Annotated in this window: 14 protein-coding genes and 1 pseudogene; 6 read left to right on the forward strand and 9 right to left on the reverse strand. The window is 65.4% G+C overall.

The genetic code is table 11. The features are described 5' to 3' along the window. Positions 1 to 543 precede the first annotated feature (543 nt). The 4 genes and pseudogenes from AB870_RS23585 to AB870_RS25900 form a co-directional block, all read right to left on the reverse strand. Positions 544 to 5784: an autotransporter domain-containing protein gene (locus AB870_RS23585; protein WP_047909347.1), complete on the reverse strand. Its 5241-nt coding sequence runs from the start codon at positions 5782 to 5784 to the stop codon at positions 544 to 546. A gap of 6 nt (positions 5785 to 5790) precedes the next feature. Further along, a pseudogene (locus AB870_RS27585) lies at positions 5791 to 5922 on the reverse strand (ESPR-type extended signal peptide-containing protein); the annotation flags it as partial. A gap of 1104 nt (positions 5923 to 7026) precedes the next feature. Next, a complete protein-coding gene (locus AB870_RS26590; RefSeq protein ID WP_157112509.1) occupies positions 7027 to 7179 on the reverse strand; it encodes a hypothetical protein in 153 nt (50 codons plus the stop codon). Positions 7180 to 7446: 267 nt separating this feature from the next. Beyond that, a protein-coding gene (locus AB870_RS25900) for an IS5 family transposase (protein WP_418303969.1) occupies positions 7447 to 8245 on the reverse strand; the annotation gives its coding sequence in 2 pieces (ribosomal slippage) (positions 7447 to 7975 and positions 7974 to 8245; 801 coding nt in all). 988 nt (positions 8246 to 9233) lie between these two features. Between AB870_RS25900 and AB870_RS23605 the strand changes: the two genes are divergently transcribed. From AB870_RS23605 to AB870_RS23625, 5 genes are read left to right on the forward strand one after another with little or no spacing between them, the layout of a single operon-like run. After that, on the forward strand, positions 9234 to 9596 hold the full coding sequence (locus AB870_RS23605; protein WP_047909350.1) for a hypothetical protein: 363 nt from the start codon (positions 9234 to 9236) through the stop codon (positions 9594 to 9596). Positions 9597 to 9617: 21 nt separating this feature from the next. Continuing rightward, positions 9618 to 10346 (forward strand): hypothetical protein, encoded by a 729-nt coding sequence (locus AB870_RS23610; RefSeq protein WP_047909351.1) that lies wholly within the window; start codon positions 9618 to 9620, stop codon positions 10344 to 10346. Between the two features lie 11 nt (positions 10347 to 10357). Then, positions 10358 to 10825: a type III secretion protein gene (locus AB870_RS23615; protein ID WP_047909427.1), complete on the forward strand. Its 468-nt coding sequence runs from the start codon at positions 10358 to 10360 to the stop codon at positions 10823 to 10825. Then, positions 10822 to 12309: a hypothetical protein gene (locus tag AB870_RS23620; protein ID WP_047909352.1), complete on the forward strand. Its 1488-nt coding sequence runs from the start codon at positions 10822 to 10824 to the stop codon at positions 12307 to 12309. Before AB870_RS23615 ends, AB870_RS23620 begins: the two co-directional genes overlap by 4 nt. 18 nt (positions 12310 to 12327) lie before the next feature. Further along, positions 12328 to 13011 carry a hypothetical protein gene (locus AB870_RS23625; RefSeq protein WP_047909353.1) on the forward strand — a complete coding sequence of 228 codons (684 nt, stop codon included), beginning with the start codon at positions 12328 to 12330 and terminating at the stop codon, positions 13009 to 13011. An 11-nt stretch (positions 13012 to 13022) separates the two neighbouring features. Here the strand turns inward: AB870_RS23625 and AB870_RS26595 are convergent, their stop codons facing one another. Beyond that, entirely contained in the window at positions 13023 to 13205 is a 183-nt protein-coding gene (locus AB870_RS26595) for a hypothetical protein (protein ID WP_157112510.1), read from the reverse strand. A gap of 439 nt (positions 13206 to 13644) precedes the next feature. Here AB870_RS26595 and AB870_RS23630 point away from each other — a divergent pair, with 439 nt between their 5' ends. Further along, a complete protein-coding gene (locus AB870_RS23630) occupies positions 13645 to 14664 on the forward strand; it encodes a tyrosine-type recombinase/integrase (protein ID WP_157112511.1) in 1020 nt (339 codons plus the stop codon). A 219-nt stretch (positions 14665 to 14883) separates the two neighbouring features. Here the strand turns inward: AB870_RS23630 and AB870_RS23635 are convergent, their stop codons facing one another. Genes AB870_RS23635 through AB870_RS23650 form a run of 4 tightly spaced genes read right to left on the reverse strand, consistent with a single transcriptional unit; the run spans position 14884 to position 18991 of the window. Then, positions 14884 to 15264: a hypothetical protein gene (locus tag AB870_RS23635; protein WP_047909428.1), complete on the reverse strand. Its 381-nt coding sequence runs from the start codon at positions 15262 to 15264 to the stop codon at positions 14884 to 14886. Further along, positions 15258 to 16583 carry a FliI/YscN family ATPase gene (locus tag AB870_RS23640; RefSeq protein WP_047909355.1) on the reverse strand — a complete coding sequence of 442 codons (1326 nt, stop codon included), beginning with the start codon at positions 16581 to 16583 and terminating at the stop codon, positions 15258 to 15260. The genes AB870_RS23635 and AB870_RS23640 overlap by 7 nt, the downstream gene beginning before the upstream one ends. After that, entirely contained in the window at positions 16570 to 18627 is a 2058-nt protein-coding gene (locus AB870_RS23645) for an EscV/YscV/HrcV family type III secretion system export apparatus protein (RefSeq protein ID WP_047909356.1), read from the reverse strand. The genes AB870_RS23640 and AB870_RS23645 overlap by 14 nt, the downstream gene beginning before the upstream one ends. Next, positions 18611 to 18991, reverse strand: a complete 381-nt coding sequence (locus AB870_RS23650) for a type III secretion protein (RefSeq protein WP_047909429.1) — start codon at positions 18989 to 18991, stop codon at positions 18611 to 18613. Before AB870_RS23650 ends, AB870_RS23645 begins: the two co-directional genes overlap by 17 nt. Positions 18992 to 19044 lie beyond the last annotated feature (53 nt).

The following is a 19044-nucleotide window of genomic DNA, read 5'->3' on the forward strand; positions in this document are numbered from 1 at the left end:
TGCGCCTGCCACCGCAGCGCCGAGCAACCTGCAAACGCGCGTGCGATGCGCTGTGCGTCGACACGGTTTGTGCGATCGCACGGCCTGTGCCTCGGTCCGCCGCTGAAGGTGAGGGGGCCGTGCGTCGAGCGGACGCGCGGGGCCCCGGCGTTGGACCGTACGCGGACCGGACTGCGTTAGCGCGCGGCGTTGCCTAGCGCCATACGCACGAGGTCATGTGCCCCGCCCCGCATGATTTGCCACGCTGGACACGACATGGGTGAATGACATCCGTGAACGACATGGGTGAACGACATCGGTGAATGGCCTCGGGTCGTGAATAACGACGGCACGCCTCAGACGCCTTCGATCCACAACGGCTCCGCTCGACATTCGCGTGTGCGTATTCACTTCCCCCCACATCCGCTTCTTGGCGCAACCGCGGGGAACGCGAGTTCGCGACGCTTCGGCCGTTCGTCTGGCAGTCGCCGAGTGTGGACGCCATTCACCGCCCCCGGCGATGAATGGCGCGGCTCACGCCGCAGGCGGCGCACGGGGTGGGCGTCAGAACGTCTGACGCAAGCGAATGGTGCCGCTTTGGGAAAGGTATCCCCCCCCCACTTGCAGCGTGTAGCCGAGGCTGAGCGACAAACGATTGGCCCGCACGAGCGCCACGCCGAGTGCAATGTCGGCCAGATTCGCCACGGGCGGTGCGCCCACCGTGGTGAAGGCCGTCTCGCCCAAAGGGTCGGCGACATAGACGGCGCTGACTTGCTGGCGCTTCGTCACGAACTCGTGCAGCCATTGCACGCGCGCGAACGGCACGATATCGCCGTAAGGACTCGCAAACGTATGCTGGATCTTTAACCCGAGCGCGCTGCGCAGCGAGTTCGTATCCGACGTGCCCACCGCGAGCGCGGCACCGTTGCCCCCCGTCTCCTCATACGATCCTTGCATCAGATAGCTGTAGGTCAGGCTGGCCAGCGGCGTGAGGGTCGTGCGCCCGAGCGCCAACGGAAAGCCGAATTCGGCGCGCGCCATGTATTGCTGTCCCATGAATGACGCATTGGCGCTGCCCTTGAACCCTGGGAAATCCGCCAAGCGAGTGCCGGTGTAACGCTGCCGCACGGCGCCTGCCGAGAGAGTCACATACCAGGGATTGCCGGTGAAGCTCGCATAACCGAGCAGGCCGTAGCCGGTCACCCGCGTCGTACTGCCGGAATTATCGTCCGAGCCCTTGATGACCGCACTGCTGAAGGCGAACGCGCCGCCAGCGACCCAGCGCCCGTCGAGGTCATGGTCGAAGCCGATCATCAAGCCGCCGTAGTTCGCACTGTAGCCACTGACCGAGTCGAGCATGCTCTGGCTCGCGTGGCCGCCGAGCGCTTGTCCCCACACGCCATACTGCGGCGTATTGTCTCCCGTTGCCATGCCGGAGCCAGCGCCGGAGAGGGTGCGCAGTTGGTCGATGTGAACGCCGAGCACGCCGAGCGTGTCGAGCGCGATAGCCCCCGCCGCGCGCGACGCCCCAGCGTGCTGGCCCGGTGCGAGTCGCGCGCCAGCGCGGTTGGCGTCGGCGGTGTTGCCAAGCGCGAGAGAGGCGTTGTACAAATTGAGCAACGCCAGATCCGAGACGCCAGTGTAACGCTGCAGCCCCCCCAGCGACGCCATCGCGACGGGCGTCGTCGGACGCGCCGGCTGCGGAATTTCGGGCACGGGCTGTACCGGGGGTGTCCGCGTCTTGATGGCGGTGTCATCCCCATTGTCGACGGTTTTTCCCGCCGCATTGCCGCCGGTGTCCGAATCGCCGTCGGTGTCTCCATCCTTATCGGCAACGGCTTTTCCATCGGTCTTGGCGCCGGTTTTTCCGTCGGCTTTCCCATCGGCCGTGGCGCCGGCTTTTCCGTCGGCTTTCCCATCGGTCGTGGCGCCGGTTTTTCCGTCGGCTTTCCCCTCGGCAGTGGCGGCGGCTTTTGCATCGGTGTTTCCGTCCGCATGGTCGGCGGTTTTTCCGCCCGGGTTGCGGCAGGTGCTGGCCAGCGGATTCGCGCTGGGGTTTCCTTCCGCGTTGGCGCCGGGATTTTTACCGGTGTCTGTTCCCGGCTTGCCGTCGCGGCTCCCCTGCGAATTGCCGCCGGTAATTTTGCCCGTGTTTCCGCTCGGTTTGCCGTCGGTGTTTCCCTCTGGAATCCCGCAAGGGAGTGCACCGGAAGTGCCGGCGGTGTTGCCATCCATTTTACTGCCGACGGTTGCGCCCGGCTTGCCGGCGATGTTTGCGCCCGGAGTGCCCCCGGGGTTTGTACTCGGGCTGCTGGCGATGGTTGCGCGGGGGCTGCCACCGATGTTCACATCCGGATTCTCGGTGGTGTTTCGCGCCCGCGTTTGCGGCACTTTGACCAGCATGAGCTCGTGATCTTGCGAGCCCGATACCGCGTCGCGCACGACTGCGGCAGCGCCGCTCACTTTCAGGCTGGCAATCCTGTCACTCGGATTGCCAGCCGTGTTCCCCCCGGGCGTTTGCGCAACGCTTTGAAGCGTAAGCACGAGATTTCGCGTCCCCGATGTCGCGTCGCGGACTTCTGCGCCGACGACCTGGGCGTTCATGCCGACAATCCCGTAATTCAATTGCGAGGCGCGGTAATTGACGTCGGGCCCGGCCGCCTGAATGGCCACATACCGTTGCCCTGCCGCGAAGCCGTAGGGCGCACCGGTGCTGGTCAACTTGACACTCGAACCAGGGTCGATCATTGCGTTGCCTGCGACCACGAGTTGCCCATACCCGGTGTCGGACCCAGCGCCTGTCGGCTTCGCCCCACTGGAAACCCCGATGAGCAACGTCGCCCCGCTGGCCTGCGTATAGTCCCCCTCAATGCGCGTCGGCTGGTTCACCTGCAGCGTCGCGCTGACGTTCCTGAGCGCGGGCGCACTGACCGTGTCGTTGAGCAGCAAGTTGCCCGAGGAGAAAAGTACATCCGAGGCGCTTTTGATTACGCCCACGCTCTGATTGAGCCCGGTCAGCGTACCGAACGTCGTGCCCGTTGCGCCCCCGATGGTGAAGGGGGTGGTGCTCTGGTTGACGATCGTCCCGGCGATCACGCCACTGTTGATGAGCTGGCCGATGGTGCCGCTAACGTTGTTGTAAAGGGCCGCCTTCGAGCCCAGCAGGGTGCCGTCATTGACAAACCGCTGTATCGTGCCCGAATTAACGACGCCGTAATCACCGCCTCCGATCACGCCCTGGTTGCTCACCGCACCGATGTTGGCCGTGGCGATGGTGCCGGAGCCATTAACGATAGCCCGACTCCCATTGATCGTGCCGGTTCGCGCGTTGAGGATCTGCCCGATCCCCCCCTTCTCATTGACGATGCCGACCGCATTGGCATGAATGGTCCCGGCATTGGTCAGGGTGTTGATCACTGCCTCGTTCCACACCCCGACCGCGCCCGCCGACGTTGTGTCGCTGCGCCCGATCGTGCCGCTGATGTCGTTGATGAGCGTTGAGATAGTGGCATTGAAGAGACTGCCGTTCTTGAGAGAGGTGCTTATATTTCGAATGGCAATGCCGCTCGCGTCGATTGTCCCGGTATTGATCATTTGCCCGATCGTGCCGGTATTGCCGATGCCCCGCCCCTGGGGGCCGACGATCAGGCCGCTGTTGATTAACGTCCCGAGTTTGGAACCTGTCTCGGCGAGGTGGATGGCGTAGGCGTTGGCGTCCGCCCCGTACCCTGCGATGGTGCCTTGATTGGTCAGTGCACCGATGGTCCCCACGTTCACCTTGACGCCCGCCGAGGTGCCCGAAATCGTGCCGCTGTTCGCCAGCGAATCGATGTTTGCATTTTTATAGATGCCGCTTGCGCCATACCCGGTGCCATCGAGCAGAACGCCGTACTGCGCGGTACCGCCGATGACCGCACCGGCCTGATTGTTCACGGAGGTGATGGTACTACGCTCGTTTACCGTCAGTCCGCTGACAGTGCCAAGAATATTCCCGGCGTTCGTCAGCGTCCCCTGCGAGCCCGAAGCGACGATGCCGTAGGCCACGTCGAGTGTCGAACCCATTGGCGTTACCACGAGCGTGTCGCCATCCCACGCGTACGATTCGAGTCGGTTATTGGAGATCGTCCCTCCTGAACTTCCACGCGTGTTGCCCCCCGTATTGGCGCCAGTACTGCCCCCGGTATTGCCGCGGGTGTTGCCCCCCGGCGTTTGCGAAACGCTCTGTACCGTGAGCACGAGATTTCGCGTGCCCGATGCCGCGTCGAGAACCTCCGCGCCGGCGACCCGGGCGTTCAGCCCGACAATCCCGTAATTGAGGTTCGACGCGTTGTAAATGACCGACGGCCCACTCGTGCGAACCGCTACAAACCGTTGCCCGGCCGCAAAGCCGTAGGGCGCACCGGTGCTGGCCAACTGCACGCTTGTGCCCGCGGCGAGCACGGTGTTGCCTTTGACCACGAGCTGGCCGTACCCCGTATCGGACAAGGCGCCTGTCGGCGTCGCCCCGGCCCAGACCCCGAGCAGCAACGTCGCCGCGCTGGTCTGCAGGTAGTCGCCTTGAATCGTCATCGGCCGATTCACCTGCAGCGTCGCGCCAAGGTTCTTGAGCGCGGGCGCAGTGACCGTGTCGTTGAGCAGCAAGTTGCCTGAGGAGAAAACAACATTCGAGACGCTTTTGATCACGCCCACGTCCTGATTCACACCGGTCAGCGTACCGAATGCCGTGCCCGTTGCCCCCGCGATGGTCAGCTGAATTTTGGATTCGTTGGCGATCGACCCGGCGATCACACCGCTGTTGGTGAACTGGCCGAGGTTGGCGTTAGCCGCGTTAAAGAAAGCCGTCGTGCCCTGGAGGGTGCCGTCGTTGACAAAGCGCGGCATCGTGCCCGAGTTGACGATGCCGAAAAGTTCGCCGCTGATCACGCCTTGGTTGGTGAGCGTACCGATGTAAGCCGAGGAATTCACGATCGCCTGACTCGCATTGATCGTGCCGGTTCGCGCGTTGACGATCTGCCCGATCGACCCCTTCTCATTGACGATGCCGACCGCCCTGGCATTAATGGCGCCGGCATTGGTTAAGCTACCTATGGTTGCCGCCTCATTCCACACCCCGACGCTCAACGCCTTGTCGCTGCGTCCGATGGTTCCGGTGACGTCGTTCACGAGCGACGAGAGCGGGCCCGAGTTTCGCACGCCGCTCACCCCCCCGGTGATCACGCCTCGGTTGGTGAGCGTACCGAGGGTGCCCGAGTTATCGATCGCCCGGTCCCCGTGGATCGAGCCGGTTTGCGCGTTGACGATCTGCCCGATAGTTCCCTTCTCATTGTTGATGCCGAACGCCCCAGCCTTGATCGCGCCGGCATTGGTCAGGGCGTCGAGCGCGCCCTGCTCGAGCATGATGCCTGCCTGGGAGCCGGAAATCGTGCCGCTATTGGCAAGAGAGCCGATCGTTGCGTATTGGTCGACATGAGACGATGATAGGAGGCCGCTCCTGAAAACCCGGCTGCGATGGTTCAGGATGCCGTATTGCCCGGTCCCACCGATGATCCCGCCGGCCTGATTGATGAGGGTCGCGATCGATTCGGTGTTCGTCAGCCCGGCGGTCGAGCCCAGCATCCTCCCGGCGTTCGTGAGCGTACCGCCGGTCGCTATCGTGCCGCTTGAGTTCGAGTTGACGACGCCGTTTGCCGCATCGAAGATCGCGCCCGACGAGGTAATCGAGAGATCCGTTTTGGCGTCCCACGTATAGGTTTCGAATCGGGAATTGACGATCGTGGCGGCAGCCTGCGCCGCGCCCGGCAGCATGACCAATACCGAAGCGGCCGCTACGCTCGCGAGCACGCGCGCCCCCCCCGGGCGTTGCCCCCCAGAACTTGTGCGCTCCGAGACGACTTGCCACACGCCCCGGCATGCATTCCACACCACTCCGTACGTCTTGTTCATCAATCAGGTCCGTTGCTGTTCTTGCCGTGAGAGCGTCGCTCGGACGCTGGTTTCGGGGTTCATGCCGCTAGATGACTTTAGGCAGCCGCCTGAGGACGACGCGCCATGCTCGCCACTCAGCCTTGTCTCATCGCCGTTGCGGCCGCTGCGACGACGACTTCCCATGACGGCGTTCCAGGCATCATGTCCAGCCTGTCTAGGTGTCCGAACCACCCTGCGCACGTCGACACCAAGAAAAAATTGAGTTTCAACGATCGGATTTGGCGCCGCGCGTGCATCAGCAAAACCGCCGGCCCTCTGTCGGCCCCGACCCCTTTGTTTTCCCCCGCTGCCGCGGCGCGCGGCAGCAGCGCAACAAGCGTAGGGACATAAAGAAGCCGTGGCTTGCCGGGGATCCCGCGCAAGTCGTGGCCACGCTCCCCCGCACCGCGGGCCTCGCCTCGCGCGAGCTTGCCTGGCGCTAGGCAAGGCGAATCCATCCGTCGACGCCCGACGATGGTTGCGTGGTTTTGCAGGCGTCGCCAGATGCCCAAACGCCACATGGGTTGCGCGCTCAGGCTCGCTCGCCTTGCGTGACTGCCCACGGCCCTCGTGTGTGGGCGCGGTGCGTCGACGCTTGCCAAAACGTAGGCGTTCGCGCGGGGTGGCGATGCACGCGTGCCCCATGAGCGCGTGCCAAGCCGCGGTGCATGTCTTGCCGCCATTGTCGAGGCAGTGCCACTCACGCCAGCATCAGGCGAACACCTGAAGTGCGCGCCGTTGCCGCTGAGATCGCCCGATCCGTGGCGTGGGCCGCTCGCGCATCGCACGGGGCATCTTCGCGCGCGGCCCGCGGGCCCTGCCTTGAGCGAGCGCATCGAATCCCCGCGTGCGTGCGATTCTCTCGAGTGCCGCGAGCCGGAGCGCGAGTCTGCGGCGGTAAAGCGCGCCTGAGGGCGTCAGCCGGCGTGGGAGCATCCAGCGGCCATCGTTATCGAAATGGAGCCCGCGGGGTTCGTCAACGGCGCTCTCGCGTCATTTCAGGGCCACGGCTTTCATGGGCGCCGTTAAATCGGCACACGCCAGCGCTCTCACCCCTTTGGGCGCGTTGTTCTCATACGCCAGTCAGCCGATGCCCATGGCCGCCACATACTGAGCGGCATATTGGGCGTGTTCGACGACGCTTGGCACAAAGGACGTACACGCATCGCCGGTGGGGAGGGAAAACTTGCCAAGTTCGTCGCGGAGCGTGAATTCGGCCATGAGGAGTTCAGACATGAGCTATCTCCCACTTCAAAGACGTGCGGTTCAAGACGGTGGCTGTTGACGCGACGCCAGAATAGTGGGGGGGCCACTCGCCGTCACCTGAGATAAATCACAGCGCCATCCCGCCGGGGAGACTGAGGATCATGCCCGGGCTAATGGGGCGGGAAAATATGCCAGGGCGAAAGCTTCGCCGCACCGGTGTCGGCGTGAGCGTGGCGACCACCACTCAGTGGGCGCAACGCAGGTGCTTGCTACCACGCTCGGTCGCTTAGAGCCGGTTTACGATCTCCTGAGCAGCAGTGCCAAAAAGGCGAGATGGACAAACTGCAAGCTGGTGTTGAGCAAACGCTCACAGTTCTTCCATAAGCGCCGGTTCTTCTCCAGCCAGGCGAAACTGCGCTCGACGACCCAACGCTGCGGCAGGACCTTGAAAGTATGCAGTTCGCTGCGTTTGGCGATCTGCACCGTGACCCGCTCGCCCAAGATCTCGCGCACGCCCTGCGCGAAGGGTTCGCCCACGTAACCGCCATCGACCAGCACACTTTGCACCTGTCCCAAGCGAGGCTTGCCGTGCTCGAACGCCAGCAACGCTCCTTTGCGATCGTTCACCTCGGCAGTGGTTACCGCCACGGCGTGCGGTAAGCCCTGCGTGTCTACGGCAATATGACGCTTGATGCCCGACACCTTCTTGCCCGCGTCATAACCCTTATGCGCTGCCGTGTCAGTGTTCTTCACGCTCTGCGCGTCCACGATCAAGAACGTCGTGCTGGCGCTGCGTCCCTGTCTTGTGCGCGCCGCGCCAACCTGATTTTTTGAGTGCCTGCTCCAGCACGCTCACGCCGTGCTGGTCAGGCTGACTCCATTTGCTGAAATACGCGTAGACGGTTTGCCACTTGGGAAACTCGCTGGGCAAGAAGCGCCATTGGCAACCGGTACGCAACAGATACAGCACCGCGCAAAACACCTCGTACAAGTCCACCGTCGTGGGCTTCGTGCGCCGGCGCACGCTGCGCAACAGCGGCTCGATCTCCGAGAACTTCTCTCGGCTTATGTCACTCGCGTATTTCTTTCTCGTCATCCTCGAATTATCAGGGATGACCAGAAGATCGCAAACACGTTCTTAGGCCCCTGAGCCTTTACCCCTGGATTTGCGCGTTGCCGCGCGTCCGCCGCTTGTATGACGCCGCGCGCGTCACAGGCCCCGTGTCGGACCCCCGGGAGCGACCTGCACGCGCGCCGTTCGGCGCGATCAAACCACCCGCATATGCGCGGCGATCCGCTTGCCGTCGCCGTAAAAGGGACCGTGCCCGTTGGACGGGACGTGCCGCCCGCAACGGGCGATATCGGAGTGAATCTCGCTAACGCCGGGGCGTGCACGCGTGTCTGCTCCCGCGTCATTCGAGGTGCGCGCGCGCTCACGGTAGTGGCCCCCGCCAAATTCCATAAATCCGGCTTTCCCACCGAATTCCGAAAGAAATGCCCCGTGTCATGGCGTAGAACGGAATCACATGCCGTGTGTCGTGTGTCGTGTATCGCGCATCACGGGCTACGGGTTACACGCTGAGTGCCTGTCGGCGCCCGCCAGCGCCTTGCCGGCCCGAGCGCCGCACTGGCGGCGCGCTGAACAACGCGCGGTAGTCCGCGCGCCTCGGGCATGGGAATCGGATCGTGCCGAAGGCGCTATCGCTGGAGCCTGACGTTGATCAATCGGGCAAAACGCAACGATGGACGGGCCCGTCGAAAAATCCCGAAATGAGGAAACGTGTAATGGGCACTTGGCTGGCAAGCACAAGACTTACCAACTTTTCTGTTCGGGTTGGGGCAATACCGGATACGGCAAACTTGGTTGGGGTTTGCCTCGAGGGGGCACGCGATGTGGGTGTCCGAGGCGTTGCCGGCGACGAATTCAGGTCTTCACCTTATGCCGTGCGCCTTGGTAACGCCGACAATGGAGCATAGGCCATTGAACGCGGCCCGCGCTTCACTGAGTGCTGCGTCGGGGCTACGGCCCGGCGCCGGACGCGTGTCCAGCATTCCCCAGAACTGAGACGAAGGAAGGAACCCCAATGCGTAAATCCCCTCAATCGGTACAGCCCCTGCTCCAGGAAGTCACTAAGCAAGCGCACGTCATCCAGACGCTGATGAATAACATCGAGGGCTTGCAGCAGGAGCTCGTGCAGCTTCAGGAACGTGCCAAGACCGACCCGCAGGCCCGTGCCCGCTTCGAGCGGGTGCAACACGCGTTGAACCACGGCGAACTGGCCGCGGTGTTTCATCGGCTGTCTGCGTGGGCGGACGCCCTTGAACAACATCTTAAGACGGCGCCGAAACAGCTGTCTTCCCCCACTGCCGCGACGCCTGACACGCCGGCGCCGGCGCGCAAGTCCGGCGCCAAGTCCGGCCCCAAGTCGGGCCGCACTTTCGTTTAACTGCCTCAGGAGCGCAGCCCCATGCCCAACGCAATCTCCAGCGCTCACGCCGTGAGCGTCGCGCAACCCGTCGATAAACACGCGAACCTCGCGACCGTCGAGGGAGCCGTAAGTCTGTGCAGAAGAGTCCTGGAGGTGATGGCAAAGCTCCAGGACTTCCATAACGTCAAGGTGCTCGACACAGCTAATCGTCTGGAGAAGGACGCAGAGCGTGCCAATGCCTCCAAGTCAAAGGCCAACGAGCTCGACGCTATCATCGCCACCTTAAAGGAGCCCGGTAAAACAGCCGCCCTGCCGGGCTCCGTGGAGAAGTATATGGAAGACTTTGGCATCCTGGTCCGGGCGGCGCCCATTACCCCCGCAGCCCCGTCGGCCACCCCCGCCCCGGCGGCGAGCGCGGGCCCGGCGGACGACGCCTTTTTGCAAGGGTTGAAAGGTCCGGCGAGCGCCGCCCCTGCGGCAGGGGCCACCGCGCTGGCGCCAGCGCCAGCGTCCGGCGGCACGTCACTCCGGGAGTACCTGGTGGAGATCAAGCAGGACAAGGGCCCGCACCAATTGACCCTGGCGCAGTTCGGGATGATCAAAAGCGCGCTCGACGCCGACTCCCAAAAATGGGGGGACCTGAACGCGAAGAACATGATGTTCCTCCAGAACTATTTGCAACAGAGTAACACCCTCATGACCGCGCAATCGAACACCGCCAATGCGACCAATGACATGAATAAATCTATCGTGGCCAACATCAGGTAAAGGGGATGACGATGTCCGAACCCGACGATCTCGCGCCGGTGGGTGCGCACGTTCGCGCAGCCGGCACGACCCTCAGCGCGACCGGCCTGGACCCGGGCGACCTCGATTGCGTCTACGCCTATGCTTGCCAGTTGTTCGACGCGAGCGATTACGCAGGGGCTAAGCGCTTCTATCTGCTGCTCGTGCGGCTCTCGCCCTGGCAATTCGACTACTGGTTGGCACTGGGCCTCGCGTGCCAGCGGAGCGCGGAGCACGAAGACGCCTTGTTCTGCTTTGGTCAAGCCGGTCTGCTGCGCCACGACGACCCGCGCCCGGCCTACCATGCCGGACTTAGCCATCAACTTGCTGGCGACCCCAAGCGCGCGCACGAGGCCTTTACCGCCGCGCTCAAGGGCTGCGCCGAGCGCCCCGAGTACGCCGGATTCGCCGCTGAAGTCGAGCGGCAGGCGGGGTGCGCGCTTCTGAAGGCAAGCCTATGAAATCGACCTCCCTCGAGTCGCCCGCCCTGCGCGCGCTCGGCGCTGCGCCCAGCCGCGGCGGCGCTACCGATGCTGAGGGCCTGCCGGTGGGCGCCGGTGCGCTGCACCCGCGCGCCCCGCTCGGTGCGTACGAGCCGTCGGCTCAGCGCGCCGACGGCTTGCACAGCCCGCCGCCGCCGCGCGAGCCCGTGACGCTGGTGGGGGCCGAACAGGCCCTCGACCGTCTGCTGCACGCCGCTTTCGACGACGACGCGCGGGGCCTGCGCTTGACGCGGCAGCAGCTCGAAGGGCTGACGCCCGAGGGCTGGATCACGTTCCTCGCGCTGATGAACACGGCGCAAAATGGCCAGCTCGCTCAGCTCGAGGCCAAGGCGATGGAAATCCACGCCAACGCCATGCAGATGTGCCGCGCCGAACAGGCGAAGGAGCTGCTCAAGCAGGGCGAGAACGGCAAAGCGCAGGCGGCTAACGCAAAGAGCAGCACCGACTGGGCCTTCATCGCCAACGTGGCCCTGGCTCTGGTCACGCTCGTAAGCGGCACGTTAAAAACCGCCGCGGGCGCTAACCACGCCTCGGGCTTCTGTGAGCTGTTCGCCGGCGGCTTCGCCCTGGCGAAGATTGTCGCCACGTGCAGGGCACAAGCGGCCGGGAACGCAGAAGAGGCGAAGCATTGGAACCAGGAAGCCGAAAAGTTCAGCGATCTGGAGACCAAATTCCTGGGCTTCAGCATGGCAATTGACGTCCTCTCCGTCGGGCGTGTTGTCGCGGCGGGCAAGCTCATCGCCGACGCCACCAAGACGCAGCTCGGCAATGCGACCACGTTGAAAAACATCGTCGGGGATTCCCTCACCGCCAGCAAACAGGTGACCCGCGACGCCATCAAGCTCGAGGCCGCGAACGTGGGCCAGGCCGTGGCGGGCACGGTCGAGGCCGATGTCACCGCGAGCATCCGCGCGTCGTTTGGAACGATGGGCAGGAGCCTCGGAGAGGCGCAATTTACGAAGCTGTTCAACCGGATGGGTATCGAACAAATGGTGACGCGCGCCGTGCAGGGTGCGGTGACCCGATCGGTCAAATCCGCGGCCACGACCGGCGTCGCCGAGACCGAAAACCTGGTCAAGGAGATCGCCAGGCAGGTCGAGCGCCAAGCCTGGGGCGCGGGCGCTCGTGCCGCCCTGTGGAACACGCCAAACACCATCAAGCGCGTCGCCAGCGCGGGCATCGTGGGCGGGCGCAGCATCGCGGAAGGTGTGATCGAACTGCGCCAGAACAAACTGCAGTTAGAACTGCAGAAGTCGCTCATCGACGCCCGCTTCCTGCAGTATCTGATCGACGATTTTCAGCAAGCCAGCAAGAGCGCTTTGGACGGCCTGAAGCGCGCCAATACGCGCACCACCGATATGCAGGCGTCCCTGATGGAGCAGTCGGCCCTACACGGCAGAATGCTCCAGGGCATTGCCGGCGTCGCCCACACCACCGCTTAATCTCTCAAGGACATCGCCATGACCCGGATCAATTCCAACTCCAACGCCAGTTTCAGCCACAGCATTGCTGAGCCCGCCCAGGGCAGCGGCCACGCCCCCGCCGCCGCTGCCGCGCGCAACACCGCCGGGGTCGGCACGATCACGGCGGTGGCCGAGCAATACCGCGACGTGGTAACCGGCGCCCAAATCAACGCATCCCAGATCATGGAGTTCGTATGCAAAGTCAAAGGCGCTCAGCGCGACATTGAGAACCTGAACAAACAGCAACTGCAAAAGGCTTCGACAGAAACGCGGGTTGAGATGGTCCAGGCGAGGATCGCGGCTGCCGAAATCGGCACCGAGGGCAGCAACAAAAGCGCCAAGGGCCAGATTATCGAGGGCGCCATCCAGGCAGGCGTCGGGGCGTTGTCGACCGCGGGGGCGGCCAAAGATTCTGCGATGCAACATATCGCCCCCGTTGGCAGCGGGGCCAGCAGCCTGGTGCACGGCGTGGTAGCCCTAAAGGCCAACGCGGACCTGCTCAAGGACAAGACAATTCAGGCGCAGGTCAGTTTTTTGGAGAAACTCGACGAAATCCTCACCGTCGGCGTGAGGGACGCAAGTGAGGGCTCGAAGGGCTCTTCAGAGAACGTCCTCACTGTCGCGAGGGACCTGACGCAATTCACTCAAGGTTTTTTTAACGCCATCATTATGAGAGGTTAGCGTTACGAGACTCACGCGCGCGCCACCGGGTGCCGGGCGAGCGCAGCTCGCGCGGCTGACCGGCGCGTTCGCCGACGCGGCAGCGCATGCCATATTTTCGCCACACGCTCGAGCGGCTCAAGGTGGCGCGCGGCGCTGGAACCGATGTCGGGCGGGCCGTCGAGTCCGTCAAGCGTGGTGGGCGTGAGGGGCATGATCGCGTAATCAGGAAAGGCGCGTGGCCCGCGTATCTCCGACGCACCCCCAGAATGAGACGGCACGACCGGCGCGGCACGGGAAGGTCAGGGCAAACGCCGCGAGCGTCGCGGCCGCGCGGCTCGCGCCATTCGTGGTGCTTCGTTCGTAGGGCGAGGCGACGCCGCGCGTGCGCTCCGCCGTTCGTCTTGTTCGCCGCGGGTGGGGGCGCGGCGCGCCAGAGCACCCGTGAGTGCCGCGCGCGCGGTGTGCCCCAGGCGCGGCGGCGCGGGAGCCCTGAGACGCGACGTTCGTTCGTCGCGCTGCCGTGGCGTTCGCCTCGTCCACTCCGTCCACCCGGTTTAGCTCGTCCGACGCGCACGATGCGCGCGCAACCCCGCGCGCGTTCGGCGGGGCTCGTGATATGCTCGATGCAGTTAACAGTCAAGCGAGGGCGGCGTGCTGCCCAAACTCTGCCTACAGATGACGGAACTCGACTTGTTTGCCCCGGGGGTGGGGGACTGGGAGACCGACCCCCTCGCGGCGTTCGAGGCGTGGCTCGCGGCGCGTAAAGGCCGCAAAGGGCCCGCCGGTGCCGGCCTGCGCGCGTCCTCCGCGAGCGTCTATCGCGCCCAATGGTCGGCGTTCGTGCGCTACTTGGCGCAACCTCCACGTACGCAACTCACGCACGTGGGCGAGGCCGACATCAGTCGCTATCTTGCCGGCTTACATCTCGAAAATCGACAGCAACGCGCACGCATTCGCAAGTTGATCGAGCGTGTGCTGGACGAGGTGTATCGCGCGCAGGCCCGCTCGGGGACGCCCAATCCTGCGCGGCGCGCGCTGGTCGAGCCGTCGTGCGTGTGGAAAGACGTGCAAGGCAATCGGCCGACACCGTTCTTGCGTGCCGACGCGTTGGAGCAGTTGTGGGGATATATGGAATGCGCCCCGATGGCTGCTGAACATCATGGGCAATGGAAGGAGGCGAGAGATGTAGCGCTTACCGCAGCGTATCTAGGGGCAGGGGTGAAGGTGGGCGATAGTCTACGTTTGACTGTTAACTGCATTCATGAGGATCTGGCGTGGCTCGACGTGAAGCATCCCGGCTCCCAGTACGCCTATCGCGCCAAGTTGCTGCGCGGCGCGACGCAGGTGCTGGCCCGCTGGTTGCGCGTGCGCGCGCACGCCGGTACATTGGGCCCGCTGCTTTTTCCCGGTGGACTCGACGGGCGCCCCATGCATAGTGTGACGGCGCTGCGCGCGGTGCGCGCCACCGCCACACGTGCGGGCATCGCCTGCGAGCATACGGAACGCCTGAGCCCCCAAACGCTACGCAATACCTACGCGGCGACGCTGCTCGCCCAAGGCGAGACCGATTTAGCACTGTGCAACACCTTGGGATTCGCCGAGCTGGTGAGCGCGACTCGATTGCGCGCGGCGTGGGACGCGTGGCGAGCGCAGCCGGCGCCCACACCGTAGCCCTCACCCGACGCCGCTGGACGAACGCGAGGGCGCTGCCCCCACGGGCGGCCAGATGCCGTACCGGGGGCATGGCATGCGGTTAGCCTTCGGACGTCGCGCCTTGCCGCGCCAACGCCGAACCACTGCGGGTGCCCCGCGCCCCGGGCGCACCGTTCAGACGTCGTGCGTCCGGGTATTCCAGGCGCCCCGCCACGGGAGGTCAGGGCGAGCGCGGCGCTACTCCTGCTCGGGCTGCTCGGCGGCGATCAGTGTGAGTTTCTCCTGCTCGCGCAGGTTGCGACGCAGCGCCGCCTCCTGTTCGACGCGCGTGCGCGCGAGCTCGTGCCGCGCCGCGATCACGCCGTCGCGCTCACGCGCCAGGGCTTGCCCTTCGCTGTCAAGTCGGGCGAGCGCGGCGCGCAGCAGGTCGAGTTCTCGAGGCTCGTAAGCCCCGCCTTGCCCGGTGCGCGTGCGCAACTCGCGATACACGGCCTCGCGGCGCACTTGCAACGCCTCCTGGCGCGCACACAGGGCCTTTTCCTCGTCATCGAGCTGAGCGAGCGCGCGATGTATATTGCGCTCGCGCCGGCGCTTGATCTCCAACAACTGGCTCAGCACGGCAACCCCACCGTGTCCGAGAGCGCCGCGCACGTGAGTTCGAAGTCGACGTGCTCATCCACGCGTTGGCACAACAGGGCGGCGATCTGCGTGCGGCGCGCGATCGCGTCGTCGGCATCGGCGTCTTGCCCGGCCCGGTATTCGCCCACGCGCACCAGTAGCTCGATCTCGCGCCACGCCGCCATGAGTTGGCGCAGGCGCGCGGCGGCGGCGCGGTGCTCAGGCTCGGCCACCTGATGCATCACGCGACTAATGCTGGCCAGCACGTCGATCGCCGGATAGTGATTGGCCTCGGCGAGCTTGCGCGAGAGCACGATATGGCCGTCGAGCAGCGAGCGCACCTCTTCGGCGAGCGCGTCCGCCTTGTCGTCCACCAGGACCGTGTAAAAGGCGGTAATACTGCCGCGTGCCGCCGGGCCCGCACGCTCGAGCAGCCGCGGCAGGCGCGCGTAGAGACTCGGCGGGTAGCCGCCCGCGACGATCGGCTCGCCCGCGGCCAGCGCGATCTCGCGCACCGCGCGCGCGTAGCGCGTGAGCGAATCAATCAGCAACAACACGTTTTTACCCTGATCGCGAAAATGTTCGGCGATGGCCGTGGCGGTGGCGGCCGCTTTGAGCCGCTCGAGCGCCGGGCGGTCCGAGGTGGCCACCACGGCCACACTGCGCGCGCGCGTCGCGGCGCTGAGCACATGCTCCAGGAATTCGCGGACCTCGCGGCCGCGCTCGCCGATGAGCCCGAGCACCACCACGTCGGCGTCGCTGCCCGCGGCGAGCATGCCCAGCAGCGTGCTCTTGCCGCATCCGGCCGGCGCAAAGATGCCCAGGCGCTGGCCTACGCCCACGGTGAGTGCCGCGTCGATCGCGCGCACGCCCATCGCCAGACGCGTGCCGATCACCTGGCGCTGCATCGGGTCGGGCGGCTCGGCGTCGATGTCGCGGCGACGCTCGAACTGCGGTGTCGGTAGCCCGTCGATCGGGCGACCCAGCGCATCGACCACGCGGCCTAACAGCGCGTCGCCCACGCCCACGTCCGCGCGCCGGCCCGTGGGCTCGACCCACTGACCGGCCGTCATGCCCAGCGGCTCGCGATACGGCGAGAGCAGCGCCTCATGGTCGTGCACGGCAATGACTTCGGCAGGCTCGCCGTCGGGCAGCGTGCACAGCTCGCCCAGGCCGACGCCGGGCAAGTGCGCGCGCAGCAGCGTGGCACCCACCTCGGAGAGCCGGCCCTCAAGCCGCATGGGCGGCGCGGCGCACAGCTCAGGCGGCTCCAGGGCACCCAGCGCCTCGAGCGCATCGCACCACTCAGGCAAACGCATCGGCGTCTCCTTCCCCTATGAGTTCCACATGACCTAACACCTTGAGCTCGGCCTCGTCCTCCAGATCCTGGAACGAGAGCACCGGCACCGCGAACAGGTCCTTCTCAATGAGCTTGCGCACGAAGCGGCGCACGTCGATCGCAGTGACCAGGGCCAGGCCCGCCGTGCCGCTTTGCGCCAGCGCGCCGCGAATCTCGGCGACGATCGCCTGGTTCTCCTCGGGGGCGAGCGCGGAGTATGAGCCGGCCGAGGTCTGGCGAATCGATTCGCGAATGGTCTGTTCGATATGATTGCCGATCACCCAGGCGCGCACCCACGGCTGACCGCGGCGCTGACGCCCGACGATGTGGCGACGCAACCCCAGCCGAGCATATTCCGCGAGCATCAGCGGGTCTTTCTCGCGCGGGGCCCACTCCACCAGCGCCTCGAACACCGCGCGCAGGTCGCGAATCGATACGCCTTCGGCCACCAGCCGTTGCAGCACGTCGGCCACGCGGCTCACGGGCAACTGGCGTTGCAGCTCCTTGACCAGCTCGCCGTAGCGCTGCTCCATCTGGTCCATCAGGTAGCGGGCCTCCTGCACACCGATGAGCTCGGAGGCGTAGCGATCGAGCGCGAGCGACACCAGGTACACCACCCGGTCCGCCCCCTGGTGCACCGTATGGCCCAACGCCGCCAGACCGTCGGCCTGGTCCGGTGCGACCCACTGCAGTGTGATGCCGCCAAACGGCAGCGTGTCTTGCGCGGCCGCCTGCGGCAGCGCCGGCGTGCCCGCGTCGAGCAGCAGCCAGGGGCGCACCTCCAGTTGCAGCACCGGCTCCTGATACAACAGGAACGTCATGTGACGCGGCGCCAGACTCGCGTCGGCCTGCAATTGAATGTCCGGCAGCGGCAACCCCGATTGCTCGAGCTTACGCGTGCGCAGCGCCGCCAGCCCGAGCGCGAGCGCGCCGTCTTGCGCGAGCTCCGGATGCACCCGCAAGAGCAGCGGCACGGCCCCGATGTCGGGCGTGGCACCCGCACCCGGCGCGTCCTCCTGCGCGTCATCGCCGCCGGAGGCCGACCCGACGCGGCGCGCGCGGCGCTGCACCCACCACGTGACGAGCGCGACGCTCGCAGCCAAGGGCAGGAACACGAACACGGGAAAGCCCGGCAGCGCGGCAAACAGCACCAGCACCGCGGCGACGATCCACAGCGCTTCGCGCTGGCGCAGAATTTGTGCGGAGAGTTCGTCGGCCAGATTGCGGCGCGTCTCGCCCGGCACGCGCGTGACGATGATACCGGCGGCGATCGAGATCAACAGCGCCGGAATCTGCGCAATCAGTCCGTCGCCCACGGAGAGAATCGCATACGTGGCCACGGCCTCCTCGGCGCTCATGCCGTGCATGAACACCCCCACGCAGATGCCGCCGAAGATATTGACCAGGATGACGATGATGGAGGCGATCGCGTCGCCTTTGACAAACTTCATCGCCCCATCCATGGCGCCGTACAGCTGGCTCTCCTTTTGCACCGTCGCGCGCTGACGACGCGCTTCGGTCGCGTCGATGACGCCCGCGCGCAGGTCGCCGTCGATACTCATCTGCTTGCCCGGCATCCCGTCGAGCGAGAAGCGCGCGCTGACCTCCGCGACGCGCTCGGAGCCCTTGGTGATGACGATGAACTGCACAATGGTGATGATGGTAAAGACAATCAGCCCCACCACCAGATTGCCACCCACGGCAAACTCGCCGAACGTGTAGACGATCTCGCCCGCGTCGTGCTGCAACAAGATGAGCCGGCTGGTACTGATGGTCAGCGCGAGCCGGTACAGCGTGGTGATGAGCAGCACCGCAGGGAAGGCGGAAAATTCCATCGGCTCACGGATATAGACCGCCATCATCAGCAGCGTGATGGACAGCGTGACGTTGATCGCGATCAGCACGTCCACGAGCAACGTGGGCAGCGGCACGATCATCATGAAGATGGCCATCAACAACATGGCCGCGAGCATCACGTCTTGACGGGCGGACAGCCCTTTGAGCAAGTTATTGAGCGTCTTCATCGGCGGGCTCCGTCACACGATCCAATAAACGTCGCTGCTGGCGCGCGAGCTCCGCCCACAGTTCGGCGCCGCTGTCGGGCGGCGCGGTGCCGGCCAGCCACAACTGGCCACGCGCGAGCCACGCGCGCAACGGCACGCCCCCGCCGGCTTCGGGCATGAGCAGGCCCAGCAGCTTATGCAGCGCAGCGACGCGCTGCGCCGCCGGCAGCGGCCGCGACAGCGCCACCTGCGCACGCTCGGCGTGCTGCTCCAGGTAATGCGTGTCGACGCCATGCGGCACGGCCAGATGCGGCGCGGGCGCCATGCCGCGCGCGTCCATCAGGCGCAGCCACAGCTCGGCGCGTCTTTGCCATTGCAGATCCATCGTCTTTTCCTTGGGCACGATCACCGCATGTTGCGGTGGCGCACGCCGAGCAG

The sequence above is a fragment of the Pandoraea faecigallinarum genome, assembly GCF_001029105.3.
Lineage (GTDB): Bacteria > Pseudomonadota > Gammaproteobacteria > Burkholderiales > Burkholderiaceae > Pandoraea > Pandoraea faecigallinarum.

Excerpts from the sequence above, each read along its gene's own strand:
- AB870_RS23615 (WP_047909427.1), top strand. The coding sequence starts at position 10,358 with ATGTCCGAACCCGACGATCTCGCGCCGGTGGGTGCGCACGTTCGCGCA.
- AB870_RS23640 (WP_047909355.1), bottom strand. The coding sequence starts at position 16,583 with ATGCGTTTGCCTGAGTGGTGCGATGCGCTCGAGGCGCTGGGTGCCCTG.
- AB870_RS23620 (WP_047909352.1), top strand. The coding sequence starts at position 10,822 with ATGAAATCGACCTCCCTCGAGTCGCCCGCCCTGCGCGCGCTCGGCGCT.
- AB870_RS23605 (WP_047909350.1), top strand. The coding sequence starts at position 9,234 with ATGCGTAAATCCCCTCAATCGGTACAGCCCCTGCTCCAGGAAGTCACT.
- AB870_RS26595 (WP_157112510.1), bottom strand. The coding sequence starts at position 13,205 with ATGCCCCTCACGCCCACCACGCTTGACGGACTCGACGGCCCGCCCGAC.
- AB870_RS23585 (WP_047909347.1), bottom strand. The coding sequence starts at position 5,784 with ATGCTGCCGGGCGCGGCGCAGGCTGCCGCCACGATCGTCAATTCCCGA.
- AB870_RS23650 (WP_047909429.1), bottom strand. The coding sequence starts at position 18,991 with ATGGATCTGCAATGGCAAAGACGCGCCGAGCTGTGGCTGCGCCTGATG.
- AB870_RS23610 (WP_047909351.1), top strand. The coding sequence starts at position 9,618 with ATGCCCAACGCAATCTCCAGCGCTCACGCCGTGAGCGTCGCGCAACCC.
- AB870_RS26590 (WP_157112509.1), bottom strand. The coding sequence starts at position 7,179 with ATGTCTGAACTCCTCATGGCCGAATTCACGCTCCGCGACGAACTTGGC.
- AB870_RS23645 (WP_047909356.1), bottom strand. The coding sequence starts at position 18,627 with ATGAAGACGCTCAATAACTTGCTCAAAGGGCTGTCCGCCCGTCAAGAC.
- AB870_RS23625 (WP_047909353.1), top strand. The coding sequence starts at position 12,328 with ATGACCCGGATCAATTCCAACTCCAACGCCAGTTTCAGCCACAGCATT.